The following is a 21104-nucleotide window of genomic DNA, read 5'->3' on the forward strand; positions in this document are numbered from 1 at the left end:
TTCTCCTTGGCTATGATTGCTCTGCGGCGTGATGACGATATACGCGCAGTGTGAAGTCGGCGTCGCATTCAAAGGCCTCGCTGTTGGCTAAGGTGTCACGCCACTCATCTGATGCGCGCCAAGCAAAGGGCGTCATCTGCAGTAGCGTGAGGGCTTGCTCGCCGGCTAATGTCATCGGGTAATGTAGTGAGTGCTCACTTTCCAGCAGGAAGCCTGACAATGACTCCGGTGGCGTTTCGTGTAAGCGCACTTCTTGATAGATACCGGCTTTTAGCTGAAATAGATGACGTGGACCTGGCGTGACCGTCACTACCACGCCGCCAGGCTTAATCACGCGATCTAACTCTTCACCGTTACAGGGCGCATAAATGCGTACCACACCATCAAGACTGTTGTCGGCAAACGGCAAGCGTTGGGAAGAGGCGACCGAGAACTGACACTGTGGATACCATTTGGCCGCATAACGTACCGCCACTTTGGCAATATCTAATCCGTGTACCGACCATTGTTGCGCTGCGGTTTGATCGGCAATTGCGTGGGTGTAATAGCCTTCGCCACAGCCCACGTCTAATATGGTTTTGTGCTCGCCATCGAGCGCCTGGGTGAGGGCGTCAATCATCGCTTGGCGCATCGGCGCATAATGACCGGCATTTAAAAACGCCCGACGGGCTTGGGTCATGGCTTTATTATCGCCCGGATCTTTAGAGCGCTTAAATTGTACCGGAAGCAGATTGAGGTAGCCTTCTTTGGCGCGGTCAAATTGGTGATTGTTAGCGCAATAGGCGCCACGTGACCTAGCTTGCAGGGGCTGTTGGCACAGCGGGCATCGATAAATCATGGTTGTTCGGTGTGTTAGCGTGAATGGGCTTAAGGGTACGGGCTTGCGAGGCGTTCGACAAGCGCGGCGCGAGAAAATTAAACAGCCGCCTGGTGGGCGGCTGGCAATAAAGAGGGTTGCTTGCTCTGGTTTAGGCGGCGAGGATCTGCTCAATCTCGGTTAAGCTTAAGTGGAATTGGCGCGGGCACTCACGCCATAAAGCCAGCATGCGACGGTACTTTTCCAGCATGGGCATTTGGCTGTTAAAGCGGTGCTCGCCTTGATCAAATTGCGGATAGAGCCCCTCTGTATCGACAAGAAAGCGGACATAATGCACTAAAGCACCTTCAGTGGCGGCGTCAAAGCCCCAGAACTGCACGCGACGTGGTGATAAGGCGGCTTGGTTGGCGTCGTCCAGAAGGTTGTAAGAGGCCTGTATCGCATGGTGCATTTCCATGATATCGATGATCTCACGGCATTGGGTTTCACATAACGCCTCGAACTGGCTGATCACTTCCGCCATTTGCAAGCCGTAACCGCGCTCAATAATGGTTTGTAAGCGGCGATACTTTTCGCTATTAGAGGGATCGAGGTGGCACATTAATTGGTATTGATTAGATAAAATCAGACGTTGTGCAGGGGTCATATCCATCGCGGTTGGCCTCTTAACTTTCAAAGGTACAATAGTCGTTCATCAATTGATGAGGGAATAAATAAAGACTACCACCTCTATGAGGGGGAAATCTTGATCTGAGCTATGTCCGTAGCACGTTTATCACCCGCTAGTGGTTGTGTCAGTCAAAGGTATAAAAGGTCAGTGACTAGGGATTGAATATGTTTGAGTTCGCCGAAATGAGCGGTTGGCAATGGGGCGGCTGGTTATTGTGGGCAGCGGTGCTGTATCGGACCTACCCACCAGAGTTTTTCGCTAAGCTGCGCCAGGAAACCGGGTATCAGCATTTGGCGTTTTCCTCCGCGGTGGTGTTGTTTGCGCTGTGGGCGCTCCAAGCGGGGATCAAAGAAGGCCTGGATATCCACTTTTTAGGCGTGACCACCTTAGCCTTGTGTCACGGCTGGCGCATTGCCATTTGGATTGCCACTGTGCCATTGGCGTTGATGGCGGTGTTTGGTTTTGTTCCCGTTGCTGATGTGGGCATGACCGCATTGACCACGGCCGTGCTACCTATCACCTTCAGTTATGGCATTTTCGCGCTCAGTTACCACTATTTAACCCGGCATTTGTTTATTTACATCTTTATCGCTGCATTTATCGGCGCGGCGCTCACGATAGTGTTCCAGCTGTCAGTGACCTCGTTGTGGTATTGGTTAGCCGATAGGCACAGCTGGCAAGACATTGTGCATAACTACCTGCAAATTGCGCTACTGATGTGGTTCCCTGAGGCGCTATTAAACGGTATGGCAGTAACGGTGATGGCGGTATATCGGCCTCATTGGTTGCGCACCTTTTATGACAGAGAGTATTTATCGCCAGAGCGTTGATGGCAAAGCCTTAGACGTTTACAGGGTATATCGATTAAATTTTCTTATTGAGACGAACAAAAAAGTTCGCTGTATTTAATCTGGATAATGGTACATATTTGCGGCCCCGGCCGTCCGTGCCACTTATCTGAGAATTGAACAAACTGTCATGAACAATCTATCCTCTGCACAAAATGGCAGCGGCGTAGCCCTGTCTGTGTTTCCATGGGTGCCACTAGTGAGCTTATCGGCATTTGCGGTCGCGAGTGGTTACTTGATGAGTTTGATTCCATTGGCGTTAATGCCGCTTGGAATGCCAGCGGAATTGGCCGCTTGGCTGGCGAGCGCCTTTTATGCGGGACTATTGTTCGGTGCTTTGTGGAGCGCCCGTATCGTTGCGCGTATGGGGCATCGTCAGGCATTAGTTTTGTTTATGAGTGTGGTGTTGCTGTCTATTGCCGCGATGGCAACGATCAAAGCACAGGGCGTATGGCTAGTGTCACGATTTGTGGCCGGTATCGCGGTCGCAGGCGTGTTTGTCACCATTGAGTCATGGTTACTGATCGCGGATTCTGATCGTCAGCGCGCCAAGCGTTTAGGCTTTTACATGGCAGCCTTATATGGCGGTAATGCCTTGGGTCAGTTGGGCGTCGGTTATGTCGGTGTGACAGGGGCCCAGCCTTATTGGTTGATTGGTAGCTTGGTCACGGCAGCGATTATCGTGCCCTTATTTATGCGTCATGGTGAGCCATCGCAGGCGATGATGGGCGCTGTTGAACACTCGGGCACCTTGGGAGCCATTCGTAAAGCTGCCTATATTGCCTGTATCGTGTCGGGGCTCACGTTAGGCGCGATCTATGGGTTATTACCCCTTTATATTGCTGAACGTGTCGACGATCACCAACAGATTGGGGCAATGATGGCGTTAGTCATTATGGGCGGCATGGGTGTTCAGCCGTTATTGGGTGCCATCTCGACGAGAGTCAATCGAGTCCTGTTGATGTTCTATTTCTGTGTGGTGGGATTGCTTGCCGTGGCCACCATTACACTTGCTAACAGCAACGTGTGGCTTGGTGTTGGACTTGTGATGCTTGGTAGTGCGGTGTTTGCCATTTATCCTACCGCGATTGCTTATGCGTGTGCCACGTTGGCACCGGGGAAAATTGTCGCGGCCACTGAGGCGCTTCTCCTCGCGTACAGTGTTGGATCCGTCAGTGGTCCGGTATTCGCGCAGCAAGCATTTTCGGGTGAGCAAGGATTGATGATGTACTTGGCCAGTTGTTTGCTCAGTACGGCGGTGTATATGTGGGTCGCTTACTTAAGAGGACGCCGGCAGATGACTAACTGGAGTGCTGCCTGACAACGGCGAGTGCGAAAAACAACACGCCTCAGAACTGCGCTGAGGCGTGCTTTTGCGTTTGATTAGGCGCTAACAAGTCCCTCTTTAGCATCGGCAGGGAGAATATCCATGGCGTTGCCGTATAACGGTGCCAAAGCCCGAACCACATCTGAGCGACTTATCACCCCTACCAAGCGCTCATCTCTCATCACCGGATAAATATAAGGGCGTGATAAGGTTTGCGTTTTAGCGCGTTCTAATGCCGACTGGGTGGTAAAGCGCGTAGCAATGCCCGCATCACTGACAGGGTACAGTACTTGGTTGTCAATGCTCATATACTGCGCCAGTTCAATCACCGATTGGTCTGCCTCAACGGTTTGTACCTCAGTGCGCATTAAGTCTTCGACTTTGGTGTCCATATCGGGTTGGTAATCATTCCACCATAAATCGACGAATACATCTTGCACCGAGAAAAAGCCGACTAATTCATTTTGCTTGTCGACCACCGGTGCGCCTTGTAACTGATAGCGGTTGAGTTGCTCTAATGCATCGGCCACAAACTGGTGGCTTTGTATGGCGCATTGAACAGGCTTCATGTTTTTTTCAATGGTTAAGGTTTCTTGGGTCATAGTAGGTCTCTCAGAATAATTTGCAGACGGGAGCGTCAATGCAGAAATGTGTGCGGTTTTGTGTTCTCTTTCTGGATTAATAATTAGCCAGTACCCCATGCCGACAAGGCCTGCGCCGCCGACAATATTGCCGAGGGTGACAGGGATTAAATTGGCACTGATAAACTGGATCAGGTTTACGTCACTAAAGGCTGCGGGGGAGCTGCCCACCGCTTGCCAAAAGCTGTCTGGTGCGAAGGTGGCGATGCTCATGCCCAATGGCACCATGAACATATTGGCCACACTGTGTTCAAAACCGGTGCTGACAAACATGGCGACAGGCAAAATCACCATCACGGCTTTGGTCAGCGGATTTTGCGAGGTGAATGTCATCCAAATCGCCAAACAAACCAACAAGTTACAAAGCACACCAAGAGAGAATGCTTGCAGCCAGCTGTGATGCAGTTTGTGCTGAGCCACATGAAGAGCGTTGAGCCCCCACTGCCCATCATCAAGCTGGTATAAACCCGCCGCCATCACGATCAGCACCAACAAGAGCGCGCCACATAAGTTGCCGATATACACCCTTGCCCAGGTATAAAGCAGGTTGCGTGTACTGATTTTGCCGTTGGCGCGCGCGAGCATGGAGAGCACGGTACTGGTAAACAATTCCGCGCCGCCCAGTACCACAAGAATTAATCCCATGCTAAAGGCCAACCCGCCCATCAAGCGGGTGAGCCCCCAACCGGCTGTGCTCCCCGTGGTCACCGTGAGGTAAAACACGAACGCCAACCCGATAAATAGACCAGCCATCATCGCCAACCCGACGGCCATACGAGTCGATTTGCGCGGTTTACTCTCAGCGTATTGCTCGGCTTGCACCAGCAGTGCAGCGGGGCCGTCAGTGTGGATAGGGGTTACCATCGGCTGCCTCCTCTTTTGGCAATGCGTGCCCGACCTTGAAGACAAAAAAACATACTGGTTGTACTCCTTTTTAGACTGAATGTGAATAAATCCAGCCTATTCGCCTGGTTATCAGGAGTAAAATTGATATTGCTTAGGGTAATAATCACAAAAATTGATAGTCTGATGTCATCAAAGTCAGACAGTAAGGATCCTAGATGCGCTACTCACTCAAGCAGCTCGCTGTGTTTGAGGCGATTGCCGCGATGGGCAGTGTGAGCCGTGCTGCCGACCATTTAGCGTTAACGCAGTCGGCGACCAGCATGGCGCTTTCACAGCTCGAAAAGCTACTTGGTAGGCCGCTCTTTGAGCGCCAAGGCAAGCAAATGCAGCTCACCTATTGGGGAGCATGGTTGCGACCCAAAGCACGACAACTGCTGTTTGATGCGCAACAAATTGAAGCAGGATTTGATGGACAGCACATTATTAGTGGTGATATTGCCTTAATTGCCAGTCAGACCGCCGCAGAGCACCTGATCCCAGACCTTATCAGTATTATTGATAGTGATTTTCCCGAGTTGAGAATCGACTTTACGGTGAAAAATACGCAAAAGGTGATTGATAGTGTGCGCCGCTATCAACACGATTTAGGGATCATTGAAGGCCGTTGTGATGACAGCCGCTTGAAACAACAGGTGTGGTGCCATGATCATTTGGTGGTGGTGGCAGCCAAGCATCACCCTTACGCGCAGCGCGATCAAGTAAGTTTGGCGCAACTTGAGCAAGCGCAGTGGGTATTGCGAGAGCCGGGGGCCGGGACACGGCATAGTTTTGATAGTGCCATTCATGGCGTTATCGAAGATCTTGATGTGCGGCGAGAATATGAGCAGGTGCCGGTATTACGTACCTTGGTGGCCAATTCCAACTACCTCAGCTGCTTACCCTATCTTGATGTCGAGAAGTGGATAGAACGCGAAGAGCTGGTGGCGCTGAATGTGCCGGAGCTAAATATGCGCCGGACACTGTCGTTTATCTGGCGAGCAGACGCGGCGGATAACCCGTTGCGTGACTGTATTATCCGTGAAGCCATTCGGATGACCAAAGCCCGCCGTCGAGAGATGTAAGTATCAAGGCGCGAAAAACAAGGATAAAAAAAGCCGGCCACGAGGTGACCGGCTGATGGGGGCTGAGGGGCGTCAGGTTAATACATGACGTTATGACCATAACTGGCAATAATTGCTTTGACGTTATCCATCACTTCTTTTGATGGGGGCGAGACGTCTTGCAGTTCGTAATCATGGCCCAGTGCTTCCCATTTGTGTGCACCGAGCTGGTGGTAGGGAAGTAACTCGACTTTTTCGATATTATCCATGTCTTGGATAAATTGGCCGAGACGATGGGCAGAGTCATCATCATCGGTATAACCGGGGACAACCACGTAACGAATCCAGGTTTTTTGCCCAATTTTGTGCAGGTATTTGGCAAAGTCGAGCGTTCGTCGGTTTGATACACCGACTAAATCTTCATGAACCTCATCATTGAGCTGTTTGAGATCCAGCATCACCAAGTCGGTCGCATCAAGGACTTCATCAATCACCGGGGTGTGTTTGCGAATATAGCCGTTGGTATCTAAACAGGTGTGGATCCCTTCCGCGTTAGCGGCTTGGAAAAAATCACGCACAAACTCAGGTTGCAACATGGCCTCACCGCCAGATGCTGTCACCCCGCCACCAGAGGCGGTAATAAAATGGCGATAGGCACGCACATCTTTCATTATTTCATCCACGGTGACTTCTTTGCCGCCATGCGTGTCCCATGTATCACGGTTATGACAGTATTTGCACCGCATCAAGCAGCCTTGCATAAAGACAATAAAGCGGATGCCAGGGCCATCTACGGTGCCACAGGACTCAAATGAATGGATGCGACCAATTGTCGACATAGCTGTCTCCAGACTGCGAATGGCTATGCCGTCATTTTATTACAAACCCAGTGTGAAGATAAGGGAATTCCCGGCTTTTTCGCACTTCTCGCCTTGTATTACCCCCTCATTACACGCCTGACTCAAACTTGATCACAGTTCCAATTTTTTATTGCCCAATGAGTGAGACGTTAACCAGATAAATTCCATACAGATTTTGTGACTTTTCCCTTTTTTGTCCAAACTGACGTGCGACACGTCGCCAAAGCGATACATGCTTATGCCAGGTTGCATGCAAGCAGGGATATGCTTGGTGTCAGGCTAGGATCAAAGCAAATGCTAGGACTTATAATGAAAAGAATCAGTGATCTGAGAGTGAAAAATAAGCTTGTTGCACTAATGCTAGTTGCCGTTGTGTTGCTGGCAGGGATCAGCGCGTACACCATCAACAAAGAGCGGGAGCAATCCTATGCTGAGCGGACGGCCTCGTTGCGCGCCAATATTGAGGTGGCACAAAGTGTGGTGGCCTATTACCGACAGCAGGCACCACAAATTGGCGAACAAGAAGCCAAAGAACAAGCGATCGCGCAGCTTAATAAACTGCGTTATGACGGTAATAACTATTTTTGGGTGCTTAAACCTGATCTCACCATTGTTAACCACCCGATTAAGCCTAAGCTAAACGGCACTAGTGCGGATGGGCTGACCGATGGTGAAGGGAAGCATCACTGGCGGGAGATGGTGGAAGTCAGTCAAGGTGCACAGGGTGGTGTGCTTGATTATACCTGGCGCTCACCTGAGGGCGAGATGAAGCCGAAAATCTCCTACGTTAAAAGGGTTGATGGCTGGAATTGGATTATTGGCTCAGGCGTGCATGTCAGTGATATTGAAGCACGGGTGATACAATCTGCGTGGCAAATCGGTGGTTTAACCCTGTTATCTGGCGCTATCTTGCTGGTAGCCGGTGGGTTTGTCAGCCGCGATATCGTGGTGCCATTGGATGAGCTGGTAGAAAAATTCGATCGCATTGCGGGTGGCGATCTTCGGATAGAGTGTGGTTATACCCGCCACGACGAAATAGGCAAGCTCGCTCGACGGATGGATACTGCGATGAGCAGTGTACGAGAGGCGTTGCGTGTTGCGCATGACGAAGCCAAACAATCGTCGACCATGGCGTCTTCAATAGCGTCGGCCAGTGAGGAAAGTGCACAAAGTATTCAATCTCAACGTGCGCAACTTGAGCAGTTGGCCACGGCGATGAACGAAATGACGGCCACCGTGGCCGATGTTGCCGATCACGCCGAACAAACCGCGCAAGCCACCAATGACATTTCCTCAATGGCGGACGATGGCAACCATAAGCTAGACAGCACGGTGGCCAGTATTCGTGAGGTGGCTGAGCGTATTGCCGCGGCGGATAAACTGGTGAATCAAGTGAAACAAGGCGTGATGGAGATCAGTGATGTGGCGACGGTGATCCAAGGCATCTCTGAACAAACCAATCTCTTGGCGCTTAACGCCGCCATTGAAGCGGCCCGCGCCGGTGAGCAAGGCCGAGGCTTCGCGGTGGTCGCTGACGAAGTGCGCTCGCTTGCACAAGGCACGCAAAAATCGACCACCCAAATTCAAGGCACCATAGAATCACTGACCAACAACGCGATTGAAGCGGCAGAGGCGATGACATCAAGCCATCAATCCAGTGAAGACAGTGTCAATACGGCGCTAGAAACCCAAGAGCAATTGAAAGCCATGGTGAGTGCCTTGCATGGCTCGAATGACCGCGTGGTACAAATTGCCGCCGCGGCAGAAGAGCAGGGGACGGTGTCAGAAGAAATGAACCAAAACGTGAGCAACATTCACAACTCAGCCAACGAGATTAGCGGTGCCGCCTCGCACCTTGCTGAGCAAAGCCAACTGCTTGCTGATTCAGCCCGTGAGTTGGACAGTAAGTTGGATCGCTTTGAAGTGGTGTAATCGCTGATTATCCCTGGCGGGTGTGTTGACTCGCCGTTAGCCAAGGCCGACGTGCTGGCGGCAAGTCTGGATAAATCGGGAAACAGAGCGATAAATAGGCCGATAAACAAAAACCGCCAGCATTGCCGGCGGTTTTTTCTTTGAGCGTTAACCCTGCTTTATCGCTTACAGTGAAGAGGTAAAGGTACGGGTAATCACGTCTTGTTGCTGCTCTTTGGTCAGCGAGTTAAAACGTACCGCATAACCTGATACGCGGATGGTCAGTTGAGGGTAGTTCTCAGGGTGATCCATCGCGTCCAGCAACATTTCACGGTTCATCACGTTAACGTTCAAGTGCTGGCCACCTTCTTGGCCGCTTTCGTGGTGGAAGTAACCATCCATCAAGCCTGCCAAGTTAGCGCGTTGTGCGTTTTCGTCTTTACCCAGTGCATTTGGCACGATAGAGAAGGTATAAGAAATACCGTCTTTGGCGTGGGCAAATGGCAGTTTACCAACAGATGTCAGTGACGCGACGGCGCCTTTTTCATCACGGCCGTGCATGGGGTTAGCACCTGGGCCAAACGGCATACCGGCTTGACGACCGTCAGGAGTGTTACCCGTTTTCTTACCGTAAACCACGTTTGAGGTGATGGTCAGGATAGATTGAGTTGGAACCGCATCACGATACGTTCTCAGTGAACGGATCTTGTTCATGAAGCGCTCGACCAAGTCACAGGCAATCGCATCAACGCGCTCGTCGTTGTTACCAAATGCTGGGTATTCGCCTTCGATATCAAAGTCGATAGCAATACCGTCTTCGTCACGAACTGGCTTCACTTTGGCGTATTTAATCGCAGCCAATGAGTCAGCAGCAACCGACAGACCCGCAATACCGCATGCCATGGTGCGATGTACATCACGGTCGTGGAAGGCCATCAGCGCCGCTTCATAGCTGTATTTGTCGTGCATGAAGTGGATGCTGTTCAGCGCAGTCACGTATTGTTTTGCTAACCAATCCATCAGGTGATCCATGCGGTCCATGACCTTGTCATAGTCCAACACTTCATCGGTCATCGGCGCGTGCTCAGGGGCAACTTGGATTTTCAGCTTCTCGTCAATACCACCGTTGATGGTATAAAGCAGCGTTTTCGCCAAGTTGGCACGGGCACCGAAGAATTGCATCTGCTTACCAACAATCATTGGCGAGACGCAACATGCAATCGCATAGTCGTCATTATCAAAGTCAGTGCGCATCAGATCGTCGTTCTCGTACTGGATAGACGAGGTGTCGATCGAGACCTTGGCACAGAACTTTTTGAAGCCTTCCGGCAACTGCTCAGACCAAAGCACTGTGATGTTTGGCTCTGGGCTTGGTCCCATGGTGTATAGGCTGTTTAGGAAACGGAAGCTGGTACGTGAAACCAGTGGACGCCCGTCAACACCCATACCGGCAACAGATTCCGTTGCCCAGATAGGGTCACCAGAGAAGAGATCATCATACTCAGGCGTACGCAGGAAGCGCACCATACGCAGCTTCATCACGAAGTGATCGATCAGCTCTTGCGCTTGCTCTTCAGTCAGTTTACCCGCTGCGATATCGCGCTCTAGATAGATATCGAGGAAGGTAGAGGTACGGCCAAGCGACATGGCGGCACCGTTTTGGGTTTTCACTGCACCCAAATAACCGAAGTATGTCCACTGAATGGCTTCTTGCGCGGTTTCGGCTGGGCGAGAAATGTCACAGCCGTATTTTGCGGCCATTTCTTTCAATTGACCCAGTGCGCGATGCTGCTCTGCAATTTCTTCACGCAGCTGCATGGTCATTTGCAGATCTTCGCCGTTTTCGAATTTCTCTTGCAACGAATCGAATTGGGCTTTCTTGTCTTTCATCAAGAAGTCAATACCGTACAGCGCAACGCGACGGTAGTCACCGATGATACGGCCACGGCCATACGCATCAGGCAAACCGGTCAACACGCCAGATTTACGGCACTTCAGGATTTCTGGGGTATAAATATCGAAAACACCTTGGTTATGGGTTTTACGATATTCCGTGAAGGTTTTCTTCACTTGTGGATCGAGTTCGCGGCCATATGCGTCGCATGACCCTTGAACCATGCGGATACCACCATATGGGAGCATCGCGCGTTTTAGCGGCGCGTCAGTCTGCAGACCAACAATCTGTTCCAGATCTTTCTCGATGTAGCCGGCGTCGTGAGACGTCAGGGTAGAAACCACAGACGTATCAAAATCAACCGGTGCATGCGTCGCGTTCTCTTGCTTGATGCCTTCCATCACGCGCGCCCACAGTTTGCGAGTGGCGTCAGTTGGCTCAGAAACTAGGAATGATTCGTCGCCCTCGTAAGGGGTATAGTTTTTCTGGATGAAGTCGCGAACATCAACTTCTTTGCTCCAGTTACCTTCAACAAATCCTTCCCATGCATTGGAAACGTGCTCAGACATGTTGCACCTACCTGTACTCTTTTCAAAAAGATATGTATTGGGACCAGGTTCAGTCATCGTATTTGTCAGTATGGCTGACGCCTGCGACCCATCGATTTATCCGGATACCCCGCCCGAAAGCGGGGCAATGTTATTACAACAAAGATGGAATGCCGGGAATCATTCCGACTGCCAACATGGCAGCAATACAAATGATCACTGTGGCGGTTGGAATCACCAGACGGTCAACGGTAGAGAGCGTTGTCGGGCGCTCTTTATCACCGATAAGGCCGTTGTTGTCCAAGAGCATAGTGACTGCCCAACCAAAGACTGGATTAACAGCCATGGAGGCGAAAATACAAATACCCGCTGCTTGGCTCGACTTGGCGTCTTTCACCATCTGCATGCCTGCTTCAAGCAAGGGCAGGAACACACCCGATAGCAGCGCGATAGTCATCACGGGTGGCCAAGTGGCGACATCCATAGGGTAGCCAATCAAGGCAACGGCAATACATAACAGACCCAGTACAATGGCACCGCCAGGAATAGGTCGACGCGCAATCGCCGCCGGAATCATGTAGGTTCCCCACGATGAGGTGATGTTACCGCCACCCACAGAGGCCCCGACCATTTGACGAATAGAACAACCTGTCATGGTGTCATCCACGTCCATCAATACTTTTTCGGCTTTCTTAGGATAATTTAGTTCCTGGAAGATACGGTGACCAAGAAAGTCCGGTGACCACATCGCTACGGCCAGCAGTGCAAACGGCAAAGAAGCAAGAAAGTGCGACAGGTTTGGAAGACCGAGTTGCCAGCCTTGCTCGGTTGAGCCCCACCAGTAAACCGGATTCAGGTTAGGTACACCCGGTTGAGTAACAAATTCTAGTGACGAGCCTGCACCCAGGGCGGTAGCAATTAATCCACCGGTGACCGCACAGACGGGAATCGCGAGCCAGCGTTTACCGATGCGCGCCAAGAAGGCATAGATCACAATCGACACGGCGAGAATCAAAATGGAGATATAGCCCATATCAATGGCCGCACCCCAGGCGAGCAGGCTCTCAATTTGGCCTTTGGCACCCCCAAAGCCCAAGAATATCAGCAAACCACCAGCCACCCCCTGGCTCGTTAAGTTCACTAATTTAGAGCCGCCTTTGAGATAACTGAGTATCAGGCCAAAGGCACCGATTAGGATCCCTAAGGCGAGAGGATGTGCGCCGGCGAGCGCGATGGTCCCGACAAGCGGGATCATTGGCCCATGGTTACCGGCCAGGTTAGCGCGTGGATTGATAAATCCGCATAAAAGGACACAAAAAAGGAGTGCGGGGATAAGCATTTCTACCCGCGCCACTTCGACGGCAAACGCTTTACCCAAGGTGATGTGATCCCACGCGGCGGTTAAACCATCTGCCCAAGACATCATCACGGCGGAGTACATGGCGATAATGCCGATAGTACCCGCTAGAGCAGGAACAAGGTCTTCGATTTCAAAACGGAAGTCACGGCCAGGCAGGTTCAAACCCCAACGGCGCGGACGCATAATTTGTAGTTCGTGATTCAGGTAGTCAGCGCGGGAGGCAAATGAAGAAGCCGGCTTGTGCTTCTTTTGATATTCGCTCTTTTCTTCGTGACTCACACTGCGGTCTTGAGCATGTGTTGCCATAATTTCCTCGTCGTACAGAAAGCAAACGCTTTCGAAACAGTGGCTTAGCCAGTCTTTATGTGTTTTTAACGCTGGCCTTATGGCCGTGTTCTGTTTCGTTATCAGCATGCTAACAACAGGGTGAGCGTAGAATGTTGACTTAGATCATTACCGTGTAATTTTTTTACGTGCTACGCCCACTTATGCCAAGGTTTTTACCGCTTTATTGGCCTTCTTTTGCCATCAAATCAGTCTTTGTGTAATTTAGTTACTAATCGAGGCGCCAAATATGTGCTACAAAACAGCAAGATAAACGCGCCCGATGTAAAGCGGGCGTGGTGGCATCTTGAATCTGGGTCAATAAATAAAGACAGTCCCTGCGTGCTCGCTGTAGTGAATAAAAAAGATAGGTTATAGTCGATATATTGTCCTCTAAAAATGGATCCTTATGGTGCGCCGATTGTTCCGCCTTGTTGTTTGTCCTCGCATGCTGATGCCTACGTGGCGTCGTTTGAGCTTGGGCGCGTTATTGCTTTGCCCTGTCATGGTCGTGCAGGCGGCGGGGATAGACACGGTGAGCGCCGCCATTCAAAACGGCGATTATCAAGATGCGCTTACCCAGGCGGACACCTTGCTGACCCCATCGGAGCAGCAGGCGTTAGTACCCTCTGAGCGTGCAGAGTTACAACGTTTGCAAGCCATCGCCCACCTTTACCTTGATCAGCGTGCAGAAGCGTATCGCGCGTATCGTCAGGCGTTGACACTGAACGGACTGAGTAAAGCGAGTGAAGCGGATGCGTTGACGGCGGTGATTAGCTTGGCGTTTCGGGTTGAGCAATATGAAGAAGTATTGAACTATGCCCGCCAGCTCCGCGATAAGCACACACTGCAGCCGACCTCTGCTCGCTTCGCGATGCAGGCTGCTTATGCCCTGTCTCGTTTCGACGTGGCGATTGAGTATGCGCGCCAGCTGAAAAAGCTCGGCGCGGAGGATGCATTTATCCTGCAAACCAAAGGGCTCAGTGAAGTGGCGCTATCACGCTTTAAGGCGGCGGCAGCGACATTCGATAAGTTGGTCAATCAACCCGATGTGGCCCCTCGTTGGTTAGAGCAGGCCGCACGCGCCCACGCTAAAGCGGGCTCGCACCAAGCGGCACGCCAGTATTTAGCGCGTGCCAATGCTGACATTGCCCTTTACCGGACTCTCTCCACCGGCCAAATGGAGCTGGGGGCCTCACAGCAGGCATTGCTATATTGGCAACAGGGATTACAGCAATTGACCCGGCTACCCACGCGTGATGAGCAGTTATTTCTGGTGCAGTGTTTGATTAAAACAGACCAGCGCGTGGCGGCGTTAAACCGGATCAGTGAAGTGAATTTGAGCGAGCCAGACAAGCAAACGCTCAAACTACAGGTGATGTTAGCGTATCAGCTTAATCATTGGCAGGAAGTGATTGATACCGCGCAAGTGGCGCTCTCTTATGGCCTGAAAGATGATCGTATGCTGTGGCAGTGGTTATCCATCAGTGCGATTAAAGCTGGGGACTATGCACTAGCAGACTATGCGCTAGAACAGTGGGAGGCGCGTGATCCTACCGGCCTTGCCGAGCGCTGGCGTGACACCTTAGAGCTACTTAAAGCGAAGCGAGCGAAACGTCGCGACGCGCGGCTGTCATAAGGTGAGAGGCTGCCTACTTTAAAAGCGCCACTGTCTTTTTTAGTAGGCGTTTAACTATGGTGTTCACAGTTTTGTTACGCACCGCTGATCGCATTGAAATGAAATAAATTGCACGTCTATCCCCTCCAACGCTAATTTTTGTCAGCTTTCACGATAAAAATAACCAGCTTTCTTCAAGTTAACTTCTATACTTACCTCGGTTAAAGCCGGTTTAGTACGGCTAATGGCTGACAAAGCAATTGTTGGTTTTTTCAGCAGTAAATTTTACGATTGACTTTTTATGCAGTAATAGTGACTATAATGAATGCACTTTAAAGGTTAACAAAATGTTGCTCATTGCGTTGAGGGGTGATATTTTCAATCCATACTCAGTGCATTTGGTGCGCTTTAACCACAAACACAACAGATTTCACGGATGACAGGAGTTAGCGCATGACGGATGCTGTGGCGCTACAGGTAAAATCACTTAAAAAAAGCTTTGGGCAGCATCAAGTGCTCAAAGGTATTTCCCTCGACGCCCACCGGGGCGACGTGATTTCCATTATCGGCTCTTCCGGTTCCGGCAAGAGCACCTTTCTTCGCTGTATCAATCTGCTGGAAACCCCCACGGGCGGTGAAATTTGGGTCAACGGTGAGTTGATCAAAATGAAAAACAATCGTGCCGGTGAGCCCATCCCCGTCAGTGACAAGCAAGTGCAACGCATTCGTTCGCGGCTGGCGATGGTGTTTCAAGGGTTCAATCTTTGGTCGCATATGACGGTGCTGCAAAATGTTATCGAAGCGCCCGTGCATGTGCTAGGTGTGCCTAAGGCACAAGCGATTGAAGAAGCAGAAGCGTTATTGCACCGCGTAGGGCTTTATGAGCGCCGCGATTACTACCCAGGTCATTTATCTGGTGGTCAGCAACAACGTGCAGCGATTGCGCGCGCACTCGCGGTAGAGCCAGAAGTCTTGCTGTTTGATGAGCCAACCTCCGCGCTGGATCCTGAATTAGTAGGAGAAGTGTTGGGTGTGATGCGCTCACTGGCTGAGGAAGGACGCACCATGCTGGTGGTTACCCATGAAATGAGCTTCGCGCGCGATGTCTCTAACCATGTGATGTTCCTGCACCAAGGGTTAGTAGAAGAGCAAGGCAACCCGAAAGAGTTGTTTGATTCGCCAGAATCAGAGCGTTTGCAGCAGTTTATCTCATCGATTTACTAATCTATTTATTAAAAATATCAATAGCATAACCATGCAATAGGGCAATGCCCTGACAACATCGTAAAAACGACAGGAGACAGGAAGATGAAAAAATGGCTAGTTGCCGCCGCTGTAATGGCCGCGGTTGGGTCAACCTCCGTAGCAGCCAAGGATTGGAAGGTCGTACGTTTCGGTATCGAAGGGGCCTATCCTCCATTTAGTTGGACCACTAACGAAGGCGAGCTGAAAGGCTTTGATGTCGATATGGCCAATGCACTCTGCGAAGAGATGCAGGCAAAGTGTAAGATTGTGGCGCAGGATTGGGATGGCATTATTCCATCGCTGCTGGCACGTAAATACGATGCCATTATCGCGGCGATGTCGATTACCGAAGAGCGGAAGCGAAAAGTTGACTTCACCAACAAATACGCGCTGATCCCTAATAAATTTGTGGCCGAAAAAGGCACGGATCTGACCTTTACCAAAGAGGGCTTAGAGGGCGTTAAAATTGGTGTACAACGTGCGACGACGCACGATAAATACCTGACTGATAACTATGGCGACGCGGTCGATATCGTTCGTTACGGCACCTTTGACGAAGCCTATCTGGACCTAAAAGCAGGCCGTATTGAGTCAATCCTTGGCGATGCGTCGGCACTCCAACAAGGGCTGCTCGACAAAGAGGGGGGTGACGAGTTTGCATTCATTGGCCCGTCACTCACTGACCCTGAGTGGTTTGGTGAAGGCTTTGGGATTGCGACACGTAAGCAAGACAAAGAACTGACCAAGAAGCTCAACCAAGCGATCGATTCGTTGCGTGAAAAAGGCGTGTATGACGAGATTGCTGCCAAGTACTTTGACTACGACGTTTACGGCGAGTAATAGGCAGGCGGGCAGCATGAAAGTGCTGCCCGATTCATATGATTGATTTGAAAGGTTACGAGTGGTCCCTGCTCGAAGGCGCATGGGTGACCCTTCAGGTTGCGCTGCTCTCGTTAGGTCTTGCCATGCTACTGGGTATGCTGGGTGCACTGGCGAAACTCTCCAAATTTGGCTGGCTGCGTGGGATAGCGACCGTCTATACCACAGTGATACGCGGGATCCCTGATCTGGTGCTGATGATGCTGATTTTTTACGGCGGGCAAATGCTGCTGAATAACAGCTTGTATGGCATCAATGAGTGGCTTAACGAATACATGGCCGGTCAAGATCCCAACCACGACTGGACATCTTATTTGCCCGATTACATCGATGTGAGCCCATTTATTGCCGGGATCCTAACCATCGGGTTTATCTTTGGTGCTTACATGGCGGAAACTTTCCGTGGCGCGATTATGGCGGTGGATTCAGGAGAGATGGAAGCCGCACGTGCCTATGGCATGAGCAGCAGTTTGGCATTCCGCCGTATTCTGCTGCCGCAGATGATCCGACATGCGCTGCCAGGCTTTGGTAACAATTGGTTGGTGCTGCTCAAAACCACCGCGCTGGTATCAATCATTGGCCTTGATGACATGGTGCGAAAAGGGGCGCTGGCGGCCGGCTCAACCCAGATGCCCTTTACGTTTTACTTTACCGTTGCCCTGATTTTCTTGCTCTTTACCAGCATCTCGACCACGGGACTGCGCTGGATGGAGCGCCGTTTTAGCATTCACACGCGGTAGGTGACCATGGATTTTTCTCTTGTACTCGAAACCTGGCCGATATACTTAGACGGCCTTTGGACCACCGTGTGGTTGGTGGCTTCTGCGTTGGTGATTGGCTTAGTGGTGGCGGTGCCGGTGGCGGTGGCGCGTAATGCGCAATTTCCTTTATGGCGCTATCCCGCATGGGCGTTTATTTACTTTTTCCGTGGCACGCCGCTGTTGATTCAACTGTATTTGATTTACTACGGCTTAAGTCAGGTAGTGAATGTTGAAGATACCTTGTGGCAACATGCTTGGTTCTGTGCCTTGGTAGCCTTTGTGCTCAACACAGCCGCTTATACCGCTGAAATCATCCGTGGCGCCATCAATGGCCTTCCTAAAGGGGAAGTCGAGGCGGCGATTGCTTATGGCATGAGCCCCTACAAAGCTTTTTCGCGCATTGTGTTGCCGAGCGCGATGCGACGTGCGTTGCCCGCGTACAGTAACGAAGTGGTGTTTATGCTCCACGGCTCAGCGGTGGCAGGGATTATCACCATTGTCGATTTAACCGGTGCGGCTCGGATTGTGAACTCGCGCTATTATGCGCCGTTCGAGTCGTTTTTGACTGCGGGTGTGTTCTATATGGCGCTGACATTTAGCATCCTTTGGATGTTCCGCTTAGCGGAGCGCCGCTTCCTGCGCCATTTAAAGCCGCTGAGCTAATTGGCTCAATCTCAAATGAGAAACGCCGCAGTGATCACCTGATCATCTGCGGCGTTTTTTATCCAACGCGTGCGCCTTGGGGCTTACTTAAAGGTCGCCCAAATCGGTGCGTGATCTGACGGTTTTTCAATCGCACGGAGTTCGTAGTCAATCCCCGCTCCAATACAGCGGCTGGCCAGATCTTGGGTGGCTAACACCACATCAATACGCAGGCCGCGATTATCGTCAAAGCCGCGAGAGCGGTAGTCAAACCACGAGAACTGATCGTTCACGCTAGGATGCAGGGCACGGAAGGTGTCAACAAACCCCCAATCCATCAGAGTGCTCAGCCACTCACGCTCTTCGGGCAAGAATGAGCACTTGCCGGTGCGTAGCCAGCGTTTAGCATTTTGCTCGCCAATGCCGATGTCATCGTCTTGCGGGCTGATATTGATATCGCCCATCACCACTAGCTGCTCACTTGGGTCACGGCTAGCTAAATAGGTCATGAGGTCTTGATAAAACTTCCGCTTGGCGGGGAATTTAGTTTCGTGGCTGCGGTTTTCCCCTTGTGGGAAGTAACCATTGAGCACAGTGATCGGCTTGCCGTGTTCGTCTTCAAAGGTCGCCATGATCATCCGGCGTTGAGCGTCCTCGTCATCAGTGGCAAAGCCTTTTTGCACGCTGATAGGGGACTTCTTACACAGCATTGCCACGCCATAATGCGCTTTTTGGCCATGGAAGTGCACCTCATAACCCATGGCTTCGACATCTGCGAGCGGGAAGGCGTCGTCATGAACTTTGGTTTCTTGTAACCCGATCACGTCAGGTTGATGCTTTTCAATCAAGGCTTGCAATTGATGCAAACGAGCACGAATACCATTGATATTGAATGAAATGATTTTCACGTGTGAGGCTGCCTTTGTTGTCTTGTTAATAGCAAGACACTTTACCAGCTTCGTTCAATGAACGGAAAGGCGGCCTCTATTTCTACCGGTTATGGAAACGCGCGATATGCGCTAAGCGTTAGTGCGCGAGAGAAAACTCACCCAAGCATTCGCCTTGGCTAAAAATAGTGCCAAGCTCGGTGCTGGGATCAAACTGCAGCGTCGGTTGGGATAATGTCGGTAGGCGATGTAGCAAGTGCTTGAGGATAATATCCCCATTAAATTGATGAATCGCGACCTGCCAATTGGCAAGATTAGGGAGTGAAAAATTCACTATCAATGGCGTTCCTTACTGTTTTGTTTGTGTTGTTAGCGGTTTTCGTTTGTGTTTGCGTACGGCGTAAATGATACCAGTGACGCAGTCTGCCGTTAGTCGCGGCCATATTTTATCTCCATGAGTTAAACGATTATTGCTCTACACCCTCAGTGGTTATCGATCATGAGCCGCGCAAATGCGCCGGTCCCTTTGGAATGAGCGATCACCATCAATACAGTGATACCCACCAATGAGTGATAGCAAAAGGGTTGTTAACGGGTTATCAATCTAGGAAAAAAGCGAAAGTGGATTACTGCAGAGAGTCTATGCGGGAAATAGCGTGGTCTGTCTCGACTTTGACTTGATGTCTTTTGATGCTCCGTATCTAGAGCTTTAGCCACACTACAGTATTTCTTACGGATGTAAAGAGCTTTTTGAACAGCAATACGATCGCGATAGTGCTGTGTTTTTCCTCTGTGCGTAATTTGATATATGGTATTTCATATATATGATTTATCGTATATATTGAAAAGAGAAAATGCAGATGTGTCACACACTCACTTTTTACAAAGCCTTATCCGAGCCCACTCGGCTGACCTCTCTATTGCTGCTCTCACAGCATGGTGAGTTATGTGTATGTGATCTGATGGAGGCGTTAGCCCTGAGTCAACCCAAGGTTTCTCGACATTTGGCGGAGCTACGTAAACATGATTTTGTGATAGGAGAGCGTCGCGGTAAGTGGGTCTATTACCGGTTGCATCCAGCTTTACCGGAGTGGATGCGCGGTATTTTACTGACCACGGTAAAACACAATCCTGCCATGTTGCCGGCTTTCGAACCAACGGCCTTAAACCAGACTTGTTGTGAGGTAAAACAATAATATGAATGATAACGAACTCCCAAATATCACGGCCGATGCGTTTGATATTCCGTCGGCTGATAAGTTTGCGGTGCAGCGATCGACCCACCGCCCTCGTATCTTACTGCTATATGGTTCCTTGCGGGCGCGTTCATACAGTCGACTGGTAATAGAAGAGGCTGCGCGTCTGCTGACTGCGATGGGGGCTGAAGCGCGCATTTATGATCCTAGCGGATTACCCGCGCCCGATAGTGTTGATCCTTCACATGAGAAAGTAGCGGAATTGCGCGAGTTGATGATGTGGTCTGAAGGGCAGGTTTGGTGTTCGCCCGAACGCCATGGCTCGATCACCAGTATCATGAAAAGCCAAATCGACTGGGTGCCTCTAAGTCTTGGGGCCGTGAGGCCAACCCAAGGTAAAGTGCTCGCGGTGATGCAAGTATGTGGGGGCTCTCAATCATTCAATACCGTTAATCAGCTCCGCGTTCTCGGCCGCTGGATGCGTATGTTTACCATTCCGAACCAATCATCGGTGCCCAAAGCCTATTTAGAGTTTGATGAACAAGGCCGGATGCTGCCATCGCCTTTTTATCAACGCATTGTTGATGTGGTGGAAGAGCTAATGAAATTTACGCTCTTACTTCGTGACAACAAAGACTATCTCGTTGATCGCTACTCTGAGCGCGTTGAGAGTGCCGATGAGCTATCAGCACGTGTCAATCAACGTCAGATATAAAAAGGAAATATCGCG

19 protein-coding genes are annotated in these 21104 nt (G+C 50.8%); 11 read left to right on the forward strand and 8 right to left on the reverse strand.

Translation table 11 applies throughout. The features are described from left to right. Nucleotides 1-10: 10 nt before the first annotated feature. Both rlmA and C7A19_RS11450 read right to left on the reverse strand, forming a co-directional pair. A complete protein-coding gene (gene rlmA, locus C7A19_RS11445) occupies nt 11-838 on the reverse strand; it encodes a 23S rRNA (guanine(745)-N(1))-methyltransferase (protein ID WP_116644929.1) in 828 nt (275 codons plus the stop codon). A gap of 130 nt (nt 839-968) precedes the next feature. Then, entirely contained in the window at nt 969-1469 is a 501-nt protein-coding gene (locus C7A19_RS11450; RefSeq protein WP_069361047.1) for a YfbU family protein, read from the reverse strand. Between the two features lie 182 nt (nt 1470-1651). Here C7A19_RS11450 and C7A19_RS11455 point away from each other — a divergent pair, with 182 nt between their 5' ends. Next, nucleotides 1652-2317: an energy-coupling factor ABC transporter permease gene (locus tag C7A19_RS11455; RefSeq protein ID WP_235614297.1), complete on the forward strand. Its 666-nt coding sequence runs from the start codon at nt 1652-1654 to the stop codon at nt 2315-2317. A gap of 148 nt (nt 2318-2465) precedes the next feature. Continuing rightward, entirely contained in the window at nt 2466-3656 is a 1191-nt protein-coding gene (locus C7A19_RS11460) for an MFS transporter (RefSeq protein WP_116644930.1), read from the forward strand. A 62-nt stretch (nt 3657-3718) separates the two neighbouring features. Here the strand turns inward: C7A19_RS11460 and focA are convergent, their stop codons facing one another. Then, the gene (gene focA / locus C7A19_RS11465) at nt 3719-5167 is read right to left on the reverse strand and encodes a formate transporter FocA (RefSeq protein ID WP_116644931.1); all 1449 of its coding nucleotides are present in this window, start codon (nt 5165-5167) and stop codon (nt 3719-3721) included. Between the two features lie 197 nt (nt 5168-5364). On the opposite strand from focA, the gene C7A19_RS11470 reads away from it, so the two are divergent. Beyond that, on the forward strand, nt 5365-6270 hold the full coding sequence (locus C7A19_RS11470; protein WP_046073653.1) for a LysR substrate-binding domain-containing protein: 906 nt from the start codon (nt 5365-5367) through the stop codon (nt 6268-6270). Nucleotides 6271-6347: 77 nt separating this feature from the next. On the opposite strand, the gene pflA is transcribed toward C7A19_RS11470, so the two are convergent. After that, the gene (gene pflA / locus C7A19_RS11475; RefSeq protein ID WP_069361043.1) at nt 6348-7088 is read right to left on the reverse strand and encodes a pyruvate formate lyase 1-activating protein; all 741 of its coding nucleotides are present in this window, start codon (nt 7086-7088) and stop codon (nt 6348-6350) included. A 330-nt stretch (nt 7089-7418) separates the two neighbouring features. On the opposite strand from pflA, the gene C7A19_RS11480 reads away from it, so the two are divergent. Beyond that, complete coding sequence (locus C7A19_RS11480) at nt 7419-9041, forward strand: methyl-accepting chemotaxis protein (protein WP_162300268.1); 1623 nt, start codon at nt 7419-7421, stop codon at nt 9039-9041. A 165-nt stretch (nt 9042-9206) separates the two neighbouring features. Here C7A19_RS11480 and pflB read toward each other — a convergent pair whose 3' ends face one another. Beyond that, entirely contained in the window at nt 9207-11483 is a 2277-nt protein-coding gene (pflB, locus tag C7A19_RS11485; protein WP_069361041.1) for a formate C-acetyltransferase, read from the reverse strand. Between the two features lie 133 nt (nt 11484-11616). Further along, nucleotides 11617-13128: a DUF3360 family protein gene (locus C7A19_RS11490; RefSeq protein ID WP_046073649.1), complete on the reverse strand. Its 1512-nt coding sequence runs from the start codon at nt 13126-13128 to the stop codon at nt 11617-11619. A gap of 427 nt (nt 13129-13555) precedes the next feature. Between C7A19_RS11490 and C7A19_RS11495 the strand changes: the two genes are divergently transcribed. The 5 genes from C7A19_RS11495 to C7A19_RS11515 all read left to right on the forward strand — a co-directional run bounded on the left by C7A19_RS11495 (nt 13556) and on the right by C7A19_RS11515 (nt 18312). Next, a complete protein-coding gene (locus tag C7A19_RS11495) occupies nt 13556-14785 on the forward strand; it encodes a hypothetical protein (protein WP_116644933.1) in 1230 nt (409 codons plus the stop codon). Between the two features lie 432 nt (nt 14786-15217). Further along, complete coding sequence (locus C7A19_RS11500; protein ID WP_046073647.1) at nt 15218-15988, forward strand: ATP-binding cassette domain-containing protein; 771 nt, start codon at nt 15218-15220, stop codon at nt 15986-15988. Nucleotides 15989-16072: 84 nt separating this feature from the next. Beyond that, nucleotides 16073-16849 carry an ABC transporter substrate-binding protein gene (locus C7A19_RS11505; RefSeq protein WP_116644934.1) on the forward strand — a complete coding sequence of 259 codons (777 nt, stop codon included), beginning with the start codon at nt 16073-16075 and terminating at the stop codon, nt 16847-16849. Between the two features lie 38 nt (nt 16850-16887). Then, nucleotides 16888-17628, forward strand: coding sequence for an ABC transporter permease (locus C7A19_RS11510; RefSeq protein ID WP_069361036.1), 741 nt, complete (start codon nt 16888-16890; stop codon nt 17626-17628). Nucleotides 17629-17634: 6 nt separating this feature from the next. Continuing rightward, nucleotides 17635-18312 (forward strand): ABC transporter permease, encoded by a 678-nt coding sequence (locus tag C7A19_RS11515; RefSeq protein ID WP_069361035.1) that lies wholly within the window; start codon nt 17635-17637, stop codon nt 18310-18312. A gap of 83 nt (nt 18313-18395) precedes the next feature. Here C7A19_RS11515 and xthA read toward each other — a convergent pair whose 3' ends face one another. Together xthA and C7A19_RS11525 are read right to left on the reverse strand one after the other, a co-directional pair. Then, nucleotides 18396-19199 (reverse strand): exodeoxyribonuclease III, encoded by an 804-nt coding sequence (xthA, locus tag C7A19_RS11520; protein ID WP_116644935.1) that lies wholly within the window; start codon nt 19197-19199, stop codon nt 18396-18398. A 118-nt stretch (nt 19200-19317) separates the two neighbouring features. After that, nucleotides 19318-19512 carry a hypothetical protein gene (locus C7A19_RS11525; RefSeq protein ID WP_116644936.1) on the reverse strand — a complete coding sequence of 65 codons (195 nt, stop codon included), beginning with the start codon at nt 19510-19512 and terminating at the stop codon, nt 19318-19320. 526 nt (nt 19513-20038) lie between these two features. Here C7A19_RS11525 and C7A19_RS11530 point away from each other — a divergent pair. Together C7A19_RS11530 and arsH are read left to right on the forward strand one after the other, a co-directional pair. After that, nucleotides 20039-20374, forward strand: a complete 336-nt coding sequence (locus tag C7A19_RS11530; RefSeq protein ID WP_116644937.1) for a metalloregulator ArsR/SmtB family transcription factor — start codon at nt 20039-20041, stop codon at nt 20372-20374. Between the two features lies 1 nt (nt 20375). Then, a complete protein-coding gene (arsH, locus tag C7A19_RS11535; protein WP_116644938.1) occupies nt 20376-21089 on the forward strand; it encodes an arsenical resistance protein ArsH in 714 nt (237 codons plus the stop codon). Nucleotides 21090-21104 lie beyond the last annotated feature (15 nt).

Source organism: Salinivibrio sp. HTSP, from assembly GCF_003390965.1.
GTDB classification, from domain to species: Bacteria; Pseudomonadota; Gammaproteobacteria; order Enterobacterales; family Vibrionaceae; genus Salinivibrio; species Salinivibrio kushneri.

What these genes read in the sequence shown, in the direction of transcription:
- rlmA (WP_116644929.1), bottom strand. Translation starts at nt 838, where the DNA reads ATGATTTATCGATGCCCGCTGTGCCAACAGCCCCTGCAAGCTAGGTCA.
- C7A19_RS11450 (WP_069361047.1), bottom strand. Translation starts at nt 1,469, where the DNA reads ATGGATATGACCCCTGCACAACGTCTGATTTTATCTAATCAATACCAA.
- C7A19_RS11455 (WP_235614297.1), top strand. Translation starts at nt 1,652, where the DNA reads ATGTTTGAGTTCGCCGAAATGAGCGGTTGGCAATGGGGCGGCTGGTTA.
- C7A19_RS11460 (WP_116644930.1), top strand. Translation starts at nt 2,466, where the DNA reads ATGAACAATCTATCCTCTGCACAAAATGGCAGCGGCGTAGCCCTGTCT.
- focA (WP_116644931.1), bottom strand. Translation starts at nt 5,167, where the DNA reads ATGGTAACCCCTATCCACACTGACGGCCCCGCTGCACTGCTGGTGCAA.
- C7A19_RS11470 (WP_046073653.1), top strand. Translation starts at nt 5,365, where the DNA reads ATGCGCTACTCACTCAAGCAGCTCGCTGTGTTTGAGGCGATTGCCGCG.
- pflA (WP_069361043.1), bottom strand. Translation starts at nt 7,088, where the DNA reads ATGTCGACAATTGGTCGCATCCATTCATTTGAGTCCTGTGGCACCGTA.
- C7A19_RS11480 (WP_162300268.1), top strand. Translation starts at nt 7,419, where the DNA reads ATGAAAAGAATCAGTGATCTGAGAGTGAAAAATAAGCTTGTTGCACTA.
- pflB (WP_069361041.1), bottom strand. Translation starts at nt 11,483, where the DNA reads ATGTCTGAGCACGTTTCCAATGCATGGGAAGGATTTGTTGAAGGTAAC.
- C7A19_RS11490 (WP_046073649.1), bottom strand. Translation starts at nt 13,128, where the DNA reads ATGGCAACACATGCTCAAGACCGCAGTGTGAGTCACGAAGAAAAGAGC.
- C7A19_RS11495 (WP_116644933.1), top strand. Translation starts at nt 13,556, where the DNA reads ATGGTGCGCCGATTGTTCCGCCTTGTTGTTTGTCCTCGCATGCTGATG.
- C7A19_RS11500 (WP_046073647.1), top strand. Translation starts at nt 15,218, where the DNA reads ATGACGGATGCTGTGGCGCTACAGGTAAAATCACTTAAAAAAAGCTTT.
- C7A19_RS11505 (WP_116644934.1), top strand. Translation starts at nt 16,073, where the DNA reads ATGAAAAAATGGCTAGTTGCCGCCGCTGTAATGGCCGCGGTTGGGTCA.
- C7A19_RS11510 (WP_069361036.1), top strand. Translation starts at nt 16,888, where the DNA reads ATGATTGATTTGAAAGGTTACGAGTGGTCCCTGCTCGAAGGCGCATGG.
- C7A19_RS11515 (WP_069361035.1), top strand. Translation starts at nt 17,635, where the DNA reads ATGGATTTTTCTCTTGTACTCGAAACCTGGCCGATATACTTAGACGGC.
- C7A19_RS11530 (WP_116644937.1), top strand. Translation starts at nt 20,039, where the DNA reads ATGTGTCACACACTCACTTTTTACAAAGCCTTATCCGAGCCCACTCGG.
- arsH (WP_116644938.1), top strand. Translation starts at nt 20,376, where the DNA reads ATGAATGATAACGAACTCCCAAATATCACGGCCGATGCGTTTGATATT.